18 protein-coding genes are annotated in these 14,472 nt (G+C 40.3%); 12 read left to right on the top strand and 6 right to left on the bottom strand.

Annotated elements, in window-relative coordinates; genetic code table 11:
• Window positions 1-160 precede the first annotated feature (160 nt).
• From LC048_RS09530 to LC048_RS09560, 7 genes are all read left to right on the top strand, one after another.
• Complete coding sequence (locus tag LC048_RS09530) at window positions 161-685, top strand: peroxiredoxin family protein (RefSeq protein WP_226600852.1); 525 nt, start codon at window positions 161-163, stop codon at window positions 683-685.
• Between the two features lie 167 nt (window positions 686-852).
• The gene (locus LC048_RS09535; protein ID WP_214708423.1) at window positions 853-984 is read left to right on the top strand and encodes an FbpB family small basic protein; all 132 of its coding nucleotides are present in this window, start codon (window positions 853-855) and stop codon (window positions 982-984) included.
• A 70-nt stretch (window positions 985-1,054) separates the two neighbouring features.
• Complete coding sequence (locus LC048_RS09540) at window positions 1,055-1,198, top strand: acid-soluble spore protein N (RefSeq protein WP_226600853.1); 144 nt, start codon at window positions 1,055-1,057, stop codon at window positions 1,196-1,198.
• Between the two features lie 168 nt (window positions 1,199-1,366).
• Window positions 1,367-1,588 (top strand): small acid-soluble spore protein Tlp, encoded by a 222-nt coding sequence (gene tlp, locus LC048_RS09545; protein ID WP_226600854.1) that lies wholly within the window; start codon window positions 1,367-1,369, stop codon window positions 1,586-1,588.
• A 116-nt stretch (window positions 1,589-1,704) separates the two neighbouring features.
• Window positions 1,705-4,026 carry an AAA family ATPase gene (locus LC048_RS09550; protein WP_306050083.1) on the top strand — a complete coding sequence of 774 codons (2,322 nt, stop codon included), beginning with the start codon at window positions 1,705-1,707 and terminating at the stop codon, window positions 4,024-4,026.
• A 30-nt stretch (window positions 4,027-4,056) separates the two neighbouring features.
• Window positions 4,057-4,500 carry an acyl-CoA thioesterase gene (locus LC048_RS09555; protein WP_306050085.1) on the top strand — a complete coding sequence of 148 codons (444 nt, stop codon included), beginning with the start codon at window positions 4,057-4,059 and terminating at the stop codon, window positions 4,498-4,500.
• A 1-nt stretch (window position 4,501) separates the two neighbouring features.
• A complete protein-coding gene (locus LC048_RS09560; RefSeq protein ID WP_226600857.1) occupies window positions 4,502-4,804 on the top strand; it encodes a hypothetical protein in 303 nt (100 codons plus the stop codon).
• Between the two features lie 23 nt (window positions 4,805-4,827).
• Here the strand turns inward: LC048_RS09560 and LC048_RS09565 are convergent, their stop codons facing one another.
• Together LC048_RS09565 and LC048_RS09570 are read right to left on the bottom strand one after the other, a co-directional pair.
• Window positions 4,828-5,121 carry a HesB/YadR/YfhF family protein gene (locus LC048_RS09565; RefSeq protein WP_306050087.1) on the bottom strand — a complete coding sequence of 98 codons (294 nt, stop codon included), beginning with the start codon at window positions 5,119-5,121 and terminating at the stop codon, window positions 4,828-4,830.
• Between the two features lie 77 nt (window positions 5,122-5,198).
• Entirely contained in the window at window positions 5,199-6,365 is a 1,167-nt protein-coding gene (locus LC048_RS09570; protein ID WP_306050089.1) for a CapA family protein, read from the bottom strand.
• Window positions 6,366-6,891: 526 nt separating this feature from the next.
• Here LC048_RS09570 and LC048_RS09575 point away from each other — a divergent pair.
• Window positions 6,892-7,089, top strand: coding sequence for a hypothetical protein (locus LC048_RS09575; protein ID WP_226600860.1), 198 nt, complete (start codon window positions 6,892-6,894; stop codon window positions 7,087-7,089).
• 135 nt (window positions 7,090-7,224) lie between these two features.
• Here LC048_RS09575 and LC048_RS09580 read toward each other — a convergent pair whose 3' ends face one another.
• A complete protein-coding gene (locus LC048_RS09580; RefSeq protein WP_226600861.1) occupies window positions 7,225-7,413 on the bottom strand; it encodes a hypothetical protein in 189 nt (62 codons plus the stop codon).
• 106 nt (window positions 7,414-7,519) lie between these two features.
• A complete protein-coding gene (locus LC048_RS09585) occupies window positions 7,520-8,488 on the bottom strand; it encodes an ATP-binding protein (RefSeq protein WP_306050091.1) in 969 nt (322 codons plus the stop codon).
• Between the two features lie 225 nt (window positions 8,489-8,713).
• Between LC048_RS09585 and LC048_RS09590 the strand changes: the two genes are divergently transcribed.
• Entirely contained in the window at window positions 8,714-9,553 is an 840-nt protein-coding gene (locus LC048_RS09590) for an STAS domain-containing protein (RefSeq protein ID WP_226600863.1), read from the top strand.
• A 359-nt stretch (window positions 9,554-9,912) separates the two neighbouring features.
• Here LC048_RS09590 and LC048_RS09595 read toward each other — a convergent pair whose 3' ends face one another.
• Both LC048_RS09595 and plsY read right to left on the bottom strand, forming a co-directional pair.
• On the bottom strand, window positions 9,913-10,050 hold the full coding sequence (locus tag LC048_RS09595; RefSeq protein WP_226600864.1) for a hypothetical protein: 138 nt from the start codon (window positions 10,048-10,050) through the stop codon (window positions 9,913-9,915).
• A gap of 61 nt (window positions 10,051-10,111) precedes the next feature.
• Window positions 10,112-10,699, bottom strand: a complete 588-nt coding sequence (plsY, locus tag LC048_RS09600) for a glycerol-3-phosphate 1-O-acyltransferase PlsY (RefSeq protein WP_226600865.1) — start codon at window positions 10,697-10,699, stop codon at window positions 10,112-10,114.
• A gap of 251 nt (window positions 10,700-10,950) precedes the next feature.
• Between plsY and LC048_RS09605 the strand changes: the two genes are divergently transcribed.
• The 3 genes from LC048_RS09605 to LC048_RS09615 all read left to right on the top strand — a co-directional run bounded on the left by LC048_RS09605 (window position 10,951) and on the right by LC048_RS09615 (window position 14,417).
• Entirely contained in the window at window positions 10,951-12,387 is a 1,437-nt protein-coding gene (locus LC048_RS09605) for a phospholipase D family protein (RefSeq protein WP_306050095.1), read from the top strand.
• Window positions 12,388-12,589: 202 nt separating this feature from the next.
• Window positions 12,590-13,894 (top strand): purine/pyrimidine permease, encoded by a 1,305-nt coding sequence (locus LC048_RS09610; protein ID WP_306050097.1) that lies wholly within the window; start codon window positions 12,590-12,592, stop codon window positions 13,892-13,894.
• A gap of 109 nt (window positions 13,895-14,003) precedes the next feature.
• Complete coding sequence (locus LC048_RS09615; RefSeq protein ID WP_306050099.1) at window positions 14,004-14,417, top strand: CoA-binding protein; 414 nt, start codon at window positions 14,004-14,006, stop codon at window positions 14,415-14,417.
• The last annotated feature ends 55 nt before the right edge of the window (window positions 14,418-14,472 follow it).

Here is a 14,472-nt window from a genome sequence, read left to right on the forward strand (position 1 = left end):
ATTTAGGTTCGTAGTGTCGAGATTTTATCCAAAGCTAAGCGAATGCCACATTCTTCTAATTAAAATTCACATAATCCTCAAATTTTCTCACTTTTCCACTATCATTATCTATGTATACTTGGGATATCCTACATGTAAATAAACCAAAGGGGGTTTTTCCATGGTCAAAAAAGCGATTGCTGCGGGGGTTCTCGCTGGACTGGTACTGTTTGCTCTATTCCAACATTTTTATTATAAATCGGGGGAGACACAAGCGGTTGAAACTTCAAATGCAACAACTGGAATCGGTGCCGGAATGGTAGCTCCTGATTTTGCACTGAAAAACCTCGCTGGTGAGGAGGTCAGCTTAAAAGACTACAGAGGTAAGAAGGTAATGCTGAATTTCTGGGCTACTTGGTGTCCGCCTTGTAAAGAGGAAATGCCGGCGATGGAACAATTCTATAAAGACAATTCAAGTGAAGTTGAAATCCTTGCCGTCAATTTAGATCCTCAGAACAATGTAAAGGAATTTGTGAATGATAATGGATTATCCTTCCCGATTTTATTGGATCAGGATGGAAGCACTCAGCAAATATATTCAATTCTTTCAATTCCTACTACTTTTATTATTGATGAACAAGGATTAATTTTAAAAAAGCATATTGGTTCTATGACATTCGAACAAATGCAGGAACTTATGAAGTGACACCAGTACGGGCTACTGGTGTTTTTTAAATGGTAAAAATTGCATGTAAAACTCAATAAAATATCGGGTATGTATAAAATACGATTAAATTTTCAAAAAGTTGTAATAATTGCAACCGTTTCCGGACATAATAACTGTTACAATGATGACAAAGGATGGTGAACACGTTGAGAAAACCTAGAAAGCGTTCTTTTCAAGAGCTAGTAATGGAAAATAAACGCCAACTACTGAATGATCGTGACGCACTCGAGAGAATCGAGGCTAAATTAGAGCAAAAACACTTGGGTAAAGCTGAGTAAATATCATACATTTCCATTAATGAATACCACTTCTTTAGGAAAAACTTATCCTAGAGGAGGGATAATATACATGAGCAATCCTAAAAAGCACAGCAAGCATTTTGTTCCGAGTCACCTCGGAACGCAGCCGCGAGGATTCAGTGGCAATAAAGGAAAGAAAATGAATGATAAGTCGGGTGAACATGCCCAGGTAATACAAACTAAAGGTGAATAGTACTGTGAAGCTGCCTGCCAATTTATTGGCGGGTCTTTTCTTTATCTTTTTAATGATTTTTTTTCATTACACCTGCACTGTTCTAAAGGTTATCCACTGTTTTCCGCTAATAAACAAACGGAGTAGTAGCATACTATTGATGTACTTTTTAAAAGGAGGTACCTGACAATGACAAATCATACACCAAAGCTCGACGACCGTAGCGATAACGTCGAAAAGCTGCAGTCCATGATTCATCATACGATTGAGAACATGGAAGATGCTGAGGCTGCAATGAGCAATTCGAGTCCTGAAGATCAACAAAGAATCAAGGCTAAAAATGAACGACGCAGAGACAGCATTGATTCCTTCAGGGCTGAAATTAAGGATGAAGCGCATAACGAGCAGTAATTCAAAAAAGACCCGTCAATAGGCGGGTCTTTTTCCGTTTCGTTTAAAATGTGATAATATACGGAATGTGAACTAGATAATATAAGTAATTAACTTTAAATAAAGAAGTGATTTGAATGGACCGACAGAAAAAACAAATTCCTATGGATGAACAGATTTTGCTATGGGCAGAAGAGATAAGTACAAAAGGTTATATTCAGGATGAAGCCAGTTTGATCACTGCTGTCAGGAAGATGACAAAAAGTGAAGAAAATAAGAAACTGTCTCAAATCCTGACTCTGGCTGCTCAATCAAGAGCCCACCGAAACGGTTATGATTCTCTTGTCCTGCAGTGGCTGAAGACCGCCATTGAAAACGATTCGGCAAACCTGAAGGCAAAATCATTACTGGCCAGGAATCAATGGAAAAATAAAGGGGACCTTTTTGACCAGCTTGTCTATCCACGGATCAGGGAAACAGATAATCGGGCATTAAAAAAGAAAACAGCAGAGCAGTATATAGATATTTCACAGCAATTTCTCTCGCACGCTGAAGAAGAACTTGATGAGTTAACTGCCCAGCATCTTGAAAAAGGGTCTGAAGTTGAGGGAAAATTCAACAGGCTGATACATTTGCTAGAAAAGGCGATAGAAGAGACAGCAGCCCTCCTGAAAGCAACAGAGCTATATGAACAGTCAGTTACCGGTGTTTTCCACACAGCTGTCCATCATGAAGAAATGCAGAAAAGACTTCAAAGCCTCGAAGAGATCAGGTTGCAATGGGAAGAAGAATTTGCGGAGGACTCTGATAGCCAGAAACATTCTGAACTGGATCCTCTGGCTGAACTGAATAAATTGGTAGGACTCAAGTCGGTAAAGGAGAGAGTGAATGATTTTTACCGATTCTTGAAGTATCAGCAAAAACGGAAAGAGCTTGGTCTGCAAACAAAGGATGACCAAAGCCTGAATATGGTCCTGACCGGAAATCCAGGAACAGGAAAAACATCTTTAGCACGATTGCTTGCCAAAATATATTATCAGCTTGGAGTATTGCCACGAGAAGAAATTATCGAGGCTGACCGCGCCAAGCTTGTCGGTGCTTATGTCGGGCAGACGGAGGAAAATGTCAGAAAGGTCGTCGAGCAAGCTTTGGGCGGGGTATTGTTTATTGATGAAGCATACAGTCTTAAGCGAGAAGGACAGACAGGGAATGACTATGGCCAAACGGCTATCGATACACTAGTGTCCTTAATGACCGGAAGTGAGTTTGGAGGCAAATTTGCTGTGATTCTTGCTGGTTATCCAGAAGAAATGCGACAATTTCTGGATGCGAACCCAGGATTAAGATCACGATTTCCTCAATCGAATTCAATCCATCTCCCGGATTACTCAGATGATGAACTCTTGCAGATTGCTGAACAAGCCGCACAGGATAACGATTATGCCATGACCATATCCGCAAAGAATGAGCTTAGGGATCGAATTGAAAAGGAAAGAGTCGATGATACTTTCGGAAATGCAAGGACGGTACGCAACCTAGTTTTAGAGGCGATTTTCAAAAAGGGATCCCGGCCGACTGAAGAAGATGACTTTTCGGTCTATACCTTATTGGAAAAAGAAGACTTTGAGTCACCATCGAATCCTTCAGCGGAAAAACCGCAAGACAGGCTGAACGCGCTTGTGGGATTAGATACGGTGAAATCAGAAGTTTCCTCCTTGATTTCCTTCGTGAGGATGCAGCAGTTAAGAAAGGAAAAGGGATTGCCGGCTGTGCCGATACAGCTTCACTCCGTCTTCACAGGAAATCCTGGCACTGGAAAAACTACTGTCGCTAAGATATACGCTGAACTCCTCAAGGAATGCGGTATTCTAAAGCGAGGCCATTTAATTGTCAGCAGCCGCGCTGATTTTGTCGCTGGTTTTGTAGGACAGACAGCTATTAAAACAAAGAAAAAAATCCGCGAGGCACTCGGTGGAGTATTATTCATAGATGAGGCGTACTCTTTGCTAAGCCAAAGTTCTGGTGATTTTGGCAAGGAAGTTATTGATACTCTTGTGGATGAAATGACAAGGCATAATGAAAATCTTGTCGTGATCCTGGCAGGCTACCCTGCTGAAATGGACATGCTGTTGGAAAGCAATCCCGGACTTCGGTCTAGATTCAAGAAGTTTTTCCATTTCCCAGACTATAATGTGAGTGAGTTGCTGCTTATCATAAAGAATTATGCTGGAAAGTATCAATATAAAATTAATATTAAAGCAGAGGCTTTTTTAACTGCTAAAATTTCTGAAACAGAAATCAATGGGAATGGCCGATTTGCGACTAACTTAGTGGATGAAGCGATACAATCCCAGGCGTATCGATTGATAGATAGCGAAAATTTTGAGAATTTGGGTGAAAATGTTTTATACTTGGAAAAACAAGATTTTGAAGCTGCTTTAAAAAAGCTGGTAGATTAAACTTACAAGAAAAAACAAAGGGGATTGCCAATGAAAATTTCTTCTAGGGAGATCGAGGTTAGATATGCGGAGACAGACCAGATGGGTGTAGTGTATCACGCCAATTATCTGGTGTGGATGGAGCTGGGCAGAACACAATTAATCAAGGAGCTTGGCTTTAATTATGCAGAAATGGAGAAGGATGGAATCATTTCACCTGTTCTTGATATCCAGGCTTCCTATAAAAAACCACTAAGGTATGGAGATACAGCTACAATCAAGACGTGGGTGGAGGAATATGATGGCATTCGCTCCGTCTATAAATATGAAATCTTCAACGGTGAGGGTGAGCTTGCATTGACAGGCAGCTCAAAACATGTCTGTGTTAAAAAGGATAGCTTTCTGCCGATATCGTTAAAAAGGAGCTATCCGGACTGGCATGAAGCTTATCTACAGGCAATGAAGAAGCCGGAAGAAGAAAAGGAGCAAGTCTGATTTGGCTTTCGGGATTAAGCGCCACGAACTAGAGGAATGGAAAACTAAAATCGATGGTGGGGAGCTCGCCTTCCTGACCCATTACTGGGTGGATGACCGGTTTCCAGACTGTTCAACGGTTACGAAAGTAGGATGCAGGGATCTTCAAAAGCTGGCTGATTGGGGAAGAAAATATGGTTTGCAGCCGGAGTGGATTGACAAAAGGAAGACAAGTTATCCTCACTTCGATCTGTTAGGAACGAAGCGAGCAGAAATTTTGAAACTAGAGGGAATTCAGAACCACCTTATAAAAGAAAAGAAATAAGGCAGGCGCAAAATGCGTCTGCCTTATTTCTTTTCAAATTTAAAATCGGGTTCCTTGCCAACCGGGTGAAGCTCAACGATTAAATCATGGCCGTCAAAATACCAAATATCTTTTTCTTCAATATAATAGGTAACATCATTCTTTTCAGTTTTCACACCGATATGATCAGGTTCTTCCTTGGAGACACCTAATGAAAAACCTTTCTGGATTGAACTGAAACCGCCGTACCGGACAAAAAATCGCAAATAGCTTCCGGATGAAAGGTCCATTTCATTTTCATACCATGCTGCTGCATCATCTTTAATTGTAATATTCATATTGTTCTCCTTCCATACCAGATAGACCGATTATAACATAAGCAATGCCCAGTCTTCATGGACCGGGCACTCTCACTTTATTCTTTTATAAATTGTGTCATATGATCCATGATTTCGTTATATTTATTTTCTGCTCCAGCAAGGCTGAATTTACCTGCATCCTGTAAAGGAACCACCTGGTAATTCCTTTGCCTGCTGCTTGAAACAAAGGTCGGGATAAATTCAGGGTTATTCAATACAATTACATTACCTTCTGGTGTGATGGTTTTAGTTACTTCCACAGTGGCAAGTCCGCCAATATCTTTATAATCCCACATTTGACCTGACAGAAAGTTGCCAAGAGAGTAAACAACCAATGCTTTTCTGCCGTCTGATGATGTCAGCCAATCCATAGGCTGAAGTACATGAGGGTGATGCCCAAAAATGATATCAACACCTTCGTCGACGAGAAATTGTGCAAGGTCCTTTTGTTCAGTTGTAGGGAAACGCTGGTATTCATTTCCCCAGTGGATACTCATGACTACAACATCTGACTCCGTTTTAGCGCGATGAATTTCAGCCTTCATTGCTTCTCTGTCAATCAGATTCACTAGATGGTCTTTTCCAATCGGGACGGGGATCCCGTTCGTTCCATAGGTGTATGATAAATAGGAAACATTAATCCCATTTGTATTCAATATGCGCAATTTTTGCTGGTCGGTATCATCTTTGTATGATTCTACATAAGGAAGCCCTGTAGATTCCAAGTTTTTAATTGAAGCCATCACGCCTTTTTCGGACTTATCAAGCGAATGGTTATTTGCATTTGAGACAATGTCCACTCCTGCATCAATAAACGCCTCACCAACCTCAACAGGACTATTGAACGAAGGGTAGCTAGACAGTCCGATTTCCACTCCTCCAAGAAGCGTTTCCTGGTTAGCCAGTAACAGGTCAGGTTCAATTAAGTACTCTTTAACATGACTTAGCATCGGTTTGAAATCATATCCAGGATTCACGAAAGCATCTTCATACACCGTATCGTGAATCAGGATATCACCGATTGCCCCTAATTTAACCGTTTCCATAAAGCTCTTTCCAGAAACGTCATAGCTTCTCTCAAGATGTGATTTTTGAGATTTCACTGTAACACTTGGTGTTTTTGCCTCAGCTTCTTGATACATCTGAAATGTTAATACAGATGCCAAAACACCTAAGCCAGCAAACAAGGCTGGTCCAAAAGGTTTTCTCTTCTTTTTTCGCATATTAATCTCCCCAGATTAGAATGAGGCATTTTTATTTATAAGCCCCTATGGATAATATATTATATGTATGATGAAAAATGTATAAATTTCAGTATGGTTTTCATATTTTTGTCATAATTCGATAAAATATTTGCAAAGTATCTTGATAATATGAGGATGGTGAAGGAGAGCGGATATGTTTAAAATTACTGACAGCGCTTATAACATATTGCAAGGCCATAAAAAAAGAAAGTGAAACTGGGGAAAAACTCTATGTCAGACTGACGGTGGGAATCGGGTGAGGGGGACCGCAGCTAAGAGTTGCTCTGGAGGAGCAGCCATTAACAAATGATCAGATTTATACATTTGCCGAAGTTTCAATCCTGATTCATGAGGGTGATTCAGTTTACTTCGATAATACAAGACTAGGTTATCTAAAAGATGTTTTTGGTTCAGGAAAGTTTAAACTCCTTAAAGTGTAACTTGTTATAAGTATGAAAAGCGCAAGCGCCTTGGTCAGCCCCGACAAGCGCTGGAGGTCCTGCCAGTGAAGTCGTACTTTGACTCCATTGGCAGGACCGAAATTAAAAAGTATAGCCGACTGTCCAGAAACGCAGAAACTGGAGACTCTGGCAAAGAAGCGCTTTTTGCTTCTGCCGGCGGAGTTGAAGTTTCGGAGTTTCTAGGAGGCGACACTAGCCTAGCGACTCGAGGGGCTAGGCGCTGGAGCTGGACACTAATCTAAGTACAAAAATTTTATGCTTTCTTATTCAGTCAAAAATGCGGTTCCCCGAGGAACCGCATTTATTTATGTTTTAGGTAATGATAAATCCAGGGACTACATACAGGGCTCGTTGGTTTATGAGAGAAGAAAACTATACTACCATTCCATTTTTTCCAGGAAATCAATTAGTTCGTCCATATTCTTTATTTTTATTGTAGAAGGATAGTGTTTGTCATTGTCATGAATATCAGTCAGAAATTCTACAATAAAATCATCTGGCGACGTTACATCAGCTGTTGTGGTTGTGTACACATAATTTTCAGCCAGCTTTATAACTTCTTCCATTTCAATTCGCCTTCTTTCTCCTGTTCTTACCTACAGTTTACCAGTGAAAGAAGTTGCCAACTGTGTTCAATATGACAATTTTTCGACTAAACGAAAAGCTGATATTCTAATCGACGGGGAGGGAGAACTTAAATATGGTGTTAAAAGGTTGTGTGATAACCGTCATTTCTCCGCCATGATGTTCTATTATTTGCTTGCTGATTACGAGTCCCATGCCGGTTCCGTCTGTTTTTGTTGTATAAAAGGGAGTGAAGATTTTTTTCAAGGAGTATTCTTCAATTCCTTTCCCATTATCTGACACACATATGTGAACAAATCCATCCCCTTCATTAACAAACAATTTTATAGCACCCTTATTTCTCTGATTTCCTTCTATGACCTCAATGGCGTTTTTCAATAAATTAATTAACACCTGTTTAATACCATGTTCATCTGCCAATACATACAATTCTTTATCGGGAAGTTCTATATCTATTTCGATATCCTTAAGTATGGACTCACTTGAAAACAGCTTGAACATACTTTCTGCTAAGTTATTAACGGATATCTTCTTTTTCTGAGAGGAGGCAGGCTTTAGTACAGAAAGAAATTCAGTCAGTAAGCTGTTGGCTCGATTAAGTTCATCAAGAGCTACCTCTGCGAACTCCTGCTTGCCGGCAGCATGCAATTCCGGCTGAAGCAACTGGATAAAACCCTTGATGGTTGTCAGCGGATTCCTGATTTCATGGGCCAAGCCGGCCGCCAAATGACTCGCTGAAGCAGCTTGATAATCACTTTTGGCTGACTGGATGGCAAGTTGCAGATTTTCTAAGGTTTGCTGTTTTTCACAAATTTCCTGCTCGAGCTCTAGGTTTTTGCTTTCGAGAATTTCTTTTTCCTGATATAAATCCATCATCGTCAACTCATCCTTCGTGATTGCCAGCTTATGATCTGGGATAGATTGTTTGATTAGTAAGAAAGGCGGAAATAAGCCTGGATTTATTGGTCCTGCTAAGGTTTGGTTCTTAACAAATGACTGTTTCTTATCCAATCCGGTATTGAATTGTGAGTAAGGAGAGTATTTCTTAGCTTCCATTTGTATCCCTTCTTTTTATATATTGTTTGACCTGTGTTTGTTTGAACTAATCTAGATTCGGGTAATTTCAACTGAATTTACAATCTTTAAACTGACCAACCTTAATTCGAGTTCTTTCGAATGTATATGACATATTTACTTAAATTATACCAGCAAAAGTATGTATTTTTTATAGAGAACAAAAAATATTTTAAAAAGAACTGATCATTATAAAGGAGCCATGAGATGGATAGAACAATGCACCTATTTAAAGATTTCCTGATTGAAAGGGAAGAAAATGTAACAGCTAGGATATTAGAGTCAATGGATAAAAATCAGCCAGAAGCGTACAAAAAATTAACACACCAATCAAAAGTCAATATATATAAAGAACAGATTAAAGAACTAATTCACTTGCTCGAAAGTTATCTAATAGGGGAATCAACTGAAGAGAGAATAAAAGATTGGGGGAAATGGGTGAGTGAAGATAAAGTGCGATTAGGTTTTTCGCTTAGTCAATCAGTTCAGCATTTTCATAATATCCGTGATGCAATGTGGGAAGAACTCTCCGAAATGGCGGATAAATTAAATGATTCAAGTCCTGGGGAAAGCTTAAAGGTCGGCAGTCTCATTAACAAATTCATTGATGATTTAATTCTCACTTTCACGAATTCGTACACTGGACAGGCAAATATGCGTCTAAGAGCACAGCAGGAGGTCATTGATGAGCTTAGCACCCCTGTCATTTCCATTGTTGATGGTGTAGCGGTTTTGCCGGTCATTGGTGATATTGATACGCATAGAGCAAGGATTTTGATGGAGCATACCCTCCGTGAAACAGAGAATAAAGAAGTTGAGTGCCTAATCATAGATCTTTCAGGTGTTTTCATAGTTGATACAATGGTCGCTCAGGAGCTTTTCAAAATAATAGATAGCCTTAAGCTTACGGGAGTGGATGTGAAACTTACAGGAATGAGGCCTGAGTTGGCACACTCAGTCGTTACTCTTGGAATCAATTTCGATAACGTAAAAATGTATAGCAATCTGGGACAGGCACTAAAGGCCTTTGGGATCGCCAGGAAATAGTAAAGGGCCATTGTATTGCTTAACAGGGAAGCTTTTCGACTGGAACGGTAAGTCAACAGAACATTATAATAGAGCGTTAAGCTAAAAAAGCCGTCAAACCTTTATAAGGGTTTGACGGCTAATTTCTTTGCTGTACAGCAAAATATTACCTTTATTTAGTTGTGGATAACTACATGTAGTATTCTTAATCCAGCCCCAGCGCCTAGCCCCTCGAGACGTTTGTCCAGCTGCGGCTCCTAACTCCTCGAGACGTTTCGGTACCGCCAATGAAGTCAAAGAGCGACTTCACTGTCAGGCCCTCCAACGCTTGTCGGAGTTGGGCAGTCGCCTCCGCATTTCGAATTGTCTAGTGTCGCCTCCTAGAAACTTGAAACTTCAACTCCGCCGGCAGAAGCAAAAAGCACTTCTTTGTCGGAGTCTCCAGTATCAGCGTTTCTGGGCAGTCGGCTATACATTTCGATTTCGGTCCGCCCATTGAAGTCAAAGAACGACTTCAATGGGCAGCCCTCCAGCGCTTGTGGGGCTGAACGAGGCGCTTGTTGTTCCTGTTAACTGATATTAAAGCCACTTGATTTTCGGCTCGGTCTTTTTACGTATTCTGTCAATATTCGCCCTGTGCCTGTAAATAACAAATGTAGCAAGGACAGCGACAACCACTATCAATGGAAGGTCCTGGGTTATCAGAGAATAAATGAACGCTGCTATACTAGTTAGAATCGAGGAAAGAGAAACATACTTTGTTATGTACAAGCTGATAAAAAAGATTATGAGCATGAGTAAGAATAATAACGGTATGTACGCCAATAAAACACCACCGGAAGTAGCGACCGCTTTGCCGCCTCGAAATCCTGCAAAAACAGGGTACATGTGTCCAATTACAGCAAACACCCCTACTAAAAGCGTATGGAGACCATCAGCATTCAGAAGCAAAGGCAGACTGGCTGCAAGTGTTCCTTTCAAGACGTCAGCAGTACTTACTACTAAACCTGCTTTAACCCCTAATGTCCGGAAGGTATTTGTGCCGCCTAAATTCCCGCTCCCATGTTCTCGGATGTCTTTGCCATAGAATGCTTTACCGATTATGAGGCCGGAAGGTATTGATCCAAGTAAGTAAGCTAGAATGATGATGATTGCATTTAATGCCATGAAATATTCTCCTTTTAAGATTTTAAGGTTCTTTTATTTTACCATGTTCTCTTAAAAACTCCATGCAAATCTTGAACAAAACTGTTTACTCACCAAAGGCAATTAATTTTATAGATTTTTTTTTGGAAAATTTGATTAAAACCCATAACAATTTCGTCCATTCGTTCGCTTGCATTGGTTGCTTGCTAAGTTTATAACTTGCTAAATAAGTGAATAAGGAAGTATATTTCAATTTTAAGGAGTCCTTCTCAATGAGGATTGTAAAAAGGTTATCGAAAAGAAAATGGTTATTAATTTTACTCATGCTTGCATTAATAGTACTCATTACTGCTGTTTATCATACGAATAAAGCCCTTCCTGAAGGCTTATCGTATGAAGGAGAAGTCCATAACGTCAAGGATGTCCGCTTTTTATATGATCTAACCTACAAGGGGGCAGATGGTAAAAAAAAGTACGAGCATGAAATATTCGATACGGTACTGAAGAGGATTGAGGAAGCGGAGGACTTCATCGTCCTTGATATGTTTTTATTCAATGGCTATTACAAAGAAGACATGGGTTATCCGGAACTAAGTGAATCTATCAGTGAAAAACTAATTGCCCAGAAGAAAAAGCATAAGGATCTTTCTATTGTGTTCATCACTGATGAAATTAATTTGACATACGGTTCCCACAAATCGGGAATTCTGAAGGAACTTCGTGATAATGACATAAAAGTGATTTTCACTAATCTAGATCCGCTAAGAGACTCGAACCCATTATATACGGGTGTTTGGAGGGTGTTTTTTCAATGGTTTGGACAATCAGGAGAAGGATGGATACCCAATCCGATGGCAAAGAATGCTCCTGACGTGACGCTTCGTTCCTATCTTGAGCTTTTGAACCTTAAGGCTAATCACAGGAAGGTGTTCGTCACTGAGAAAACAGCTATTGTTGCATCCGCGAATCCACATGATGCAAGCGGCTTCCACTCAAATATAGCCTTTGAAACTAGCGGAAATATAATAGGGGATATTCTGGAATCTGAACAGGCAGTCATTGATTTCTCTGGAGGTGGAAGCCTTCCTGATTACAAACCTATAGAAGAAAAAGGGGCTGTTAAGGTCCAGGTTTTAACGGAAGGAAAAATACTCAAACATCTCCTGGATGAACTGAAAAAGACAGGTAAAGGAGATCGGATTTGGATTGGGATGTTCTATTTGGCCGAAAGGAAGGTCATTGACGAAATCGACAAGGCAGCCGATCGAGGAGCAAAAATTAATATGATACTTGATCCAAATACAAATGCGTTTGGAAATCAAAAATCAGGTTTACCTAATATTCCTGTTTCGGAAGAAATAATGGAATTTGGAAGCGAAAATATCAAAGTAAAATGGTACAATGCTGACCAGGAGCAATATCATACCAAAATGATTTTTTTTGACCGCGGTAAAAACAGCGTGATACTCGGAGGTTCTGCGAACTTCACCCGGCGAAATCTTGATGATTTAAACCTAGAAACCAACATGAAGATTATAGCTCCCTCTGACAGTCAAGTCATTAAAGATGTTGATCATTATTTCAATAGGATTTGGAATAACGACGGAGCAAGATTCACACTTGATTATGAAGAAAATAAGGACACACTGACTCCCTTTAAATATATTGTTTATTGGATACAGAGAATCTTCTGGTTCACAAGCTATTAGCGCACGGCAAGGGCATCCTGAATTGGATGCCTTTTAGTTTGTACGTAAAACTAAATAATGCTTCTTATTTACAATATCCGTAAGTACGATATTATTATAGGCGAAGGAAAAACCATGTCCCCTATAGCGTTAGCATAGATAAAACATGAAGCTAGTTCTGTAAATATGATTAACTATTATGCCAAGAAGATGGAGATTATAAATGAAGACATTCTTATCAGCCATTCAGTGGATGGCATTTATTATTGCTGGTTCAATCGTTGCTCCAATTGCGATTGCGGATTTATTCCAATTGAATGTCTTGGAGACGACTGGACTTGTTCAAAGGACGATGTTTGTTTTGGGTATTTCGGGTCTATTGCAGTCCCTGATCGGGCATCGCATGCCAATTAACGAGGGTCCAGCCGGTCTTTGGTGGGGTGTATTTACAATTTATGCAGGGTTAAGTGCGACACTGTTTTCATCAAACATCGAGACTCTGCAGGCTTTAGAAGGAGCCATGATCATCAGTGGAATTGTATTCTTCCTTCTAAGCTTATTCAAGCTTATTGATAAACTGGCAAAGCTGTTCACACCTGTAGTTAGCGGGATATATTTGCTTTTGCTCGTCATACAATTAAGCGGCTCTTTCCTTAAAGGAATGGTGGGACTAGGGGGCGGAAGAACCGAGGTCAGTCTTCCAATCGCATTTTTCAGCATTTTCTTGGTTATCATTACTTTCTACCTGACTCGACATCGGATTAAATGGGTCAGCCAGTATGCAATCTTAATAAGCCTGGCTGTTGGCTGGGTGGTTTATTCGATATTAGACCTGGGCATAGCGTACGAAGGTTACACAGGAGCAGCGATTGCCATTCCTGAGATTTTCGCTTTCGGGAAGCCCATCTTTGATTCAGGATTAATCGTGACTTCGATCTTTATCACTTTCCTGTTAATCACGAATATGTTAGCTAGCATTAGGGTTACTGGACAAGTTTTGAAAGACATGGGTTCTCAAAATGCGGATTACCGTTATCGTGCCAGCGGTTTTACAGCCGGTATCAACCAGCTTCTTGGAGGAGTTTTCTCTGCGATAGGATCTGTCCCCATTTCTGGTGCAGCGGGATTTATCGCAACAACTGGAATTATAAGCATTATGCCTTTTATCCTTAGCTCATTGCTGATCGTCGTGGCCAGCATGCTGCCGCATGTGATGTCTTTGTTCGCTTCACTGCCTGCACCTGTTGGCTATTCAGTCACATTTGTCATATTCGTCAATATGATTGGGATTGCTTTTACGGAATTCGACCGTGAGAACGACAAAAAGAGGATTCGGATCGTGATTGGAACTTCGCTGCTGGCCGGTGTAGGAGCAATGTTCCTTCCAGTAGAAGCTTTCCGCAACGTACCGCCTGTCCTAGTATCCATCCTTAATAATGGTTTAATCCTAGGTACTGTGATCGCAGTAGTGTCTGACCAATTTACATTACTGAAAAAAAGAAGTAAGTACAAACTAAAATCATCGTAGTCAGATTAGCATGGTTTCATCGATTACTGATAGGCAAGTTGATTTGAGTCTTCATAATTGTGAGATAAAATATAACTAGGTTCAGAATAATCCATAGGAGTGAGATAATATGGCAAATAAATATCCAGACCGCGAAGAAATCGGTCAAATCCTTAAAAAGGCAAAAAAGATAGCCGTTGTCGGATTGAGCGACAATCCTCAGCGGACTTCCTATATGGTATCGAAGGCAATGCAGTCAGCGGGCTATGAAATCATTCCTGTCAATCCAACTGTGGATGAGGTACTGGGAGTTAAAGCCGTTAAAACACTTAAAGAGATCGAAGACCACGTAGATATCGTAAATGTTTTCCGCCGTTCAGAATATTTGATGGAGGTAGCAAAGGAATTTGCGGAAATTGATGCTGATGTTTTTTGGGCACAGCTTGGGCTTGAAAATGAGGAGGCCTATAATTTCCTTGATGATAAAGGCTATACGGTGATTATGGACAGATGCATCAAAGTAGAGCACGCTTTAACAAAATAATTCTAGCGCGTGAGGACCTGAGTTCTCACGCTTTTCTTTTGTTATTCACAATACT

The organism is Mesobacillus subterraneus (assembly GCF_020524355.2).
GTDB classification, from domain to species: Bacteria; Bacillota; Bacilli; order Bacillales; family Cytobacillaceae; genus Mesobacillus; species Mesobacillus subterraneus_C.

Bases quoted from the DNA above. Each gene is read 5' to 3' on its own strand.
- plsY (WP_226600865.1), bottom strand. From the start codon at position 10,699: ATGGCATTAAATGCAATCATCATCATTCTAGCTTACTTACTTGGATCA.
- LC048_RS09550 (WP_306050083.1), top strand. From the start codon at position 1,705: ATGGACCGACAGAAAAAACAAATTCCTATGGATGAACAGATTTTGCTA.
- LC048_RS09615 (WP_306050099.1), top strand. From the start codon at position 14,004: ATGGCAAATAAATATCCAGACCGCGAAGAAATCGGTCAAATCCTTAAA.
- LC048_RS09570 (WP_306050089.1), bottom strand. From the start codon at position 6,365: ATGCGAAAAAAGAAGAGAAAACCTTTTGGACCAGCCTTGTTTGCTGGC.
- LC048_RS09530 (WP_226600852.1), top strand. From the start codon at position 161: ATGGTCAAAAAAGCGATTGCTGCGGGGGTTCTCGCTGGACTGGTACTG.
- LC048_RS09585 (WP_306050091.1), bottom strand. From the start codon at position 8,488: ATGGAAGCTAAGAAATACTCTCCTTACTCACAATTCAATACCGGATTG.
- LC048_RS09610 (WP_306050097.1), top strand. From the start codon at position 12,590: ATGAAGACATTCTTATCAGCCATTCAGTGGATGGCATTTATTATTGCT.
- LC048_RS09580 (WP_226600861.1), bottom strand. From the start codon at position 7,413: ATGGAAGAAGTTATAAAGCTGGCTGAAAATTATGTGTACACAACCACA.
- LC048_RS09605 (WP_306050095.1), top strand. From the start codon at position 10,951: ATGAGGATTGTAAAAAGGTTATCGAAAAGAAAATGGTTATTAATTTTA.
- LC048_RS09555 (WP_306050085.1), top strand. From the start codon at position 4,057: ATGAAAATTTCTTCTAGGGAGATCGAGGTTAGATATGCGGAGACAGAC.
- LC048_RS09565 (WP_306050087.1), bottom strand. From the start codon at position 5,121: ATGAATATTACAATTAAAGATGATGCAGCAGCATGGTATGAAAATGAA.
- LC048_RS09590 (WP_226600863.1), top strand. From the start codon at position 8,714: ATGGATAGAACAATGCACCTATTTAAAGATTTCCTGATTGAAAGGGAA.
- tlp (WP_226600854.1), top strand. From the start codon at position 1,367: ATGACAAATCATACACCAAAGCTCGACGACCGTAGCGATAACGTCGAA.
- LC048_RS09540 (WP_226600853.1), top strand. From the start codon at position 1,055: ATGAGCAATCCTAAAAAGCACAGCAAGCATTTTGTTCCGAGTCACCTC.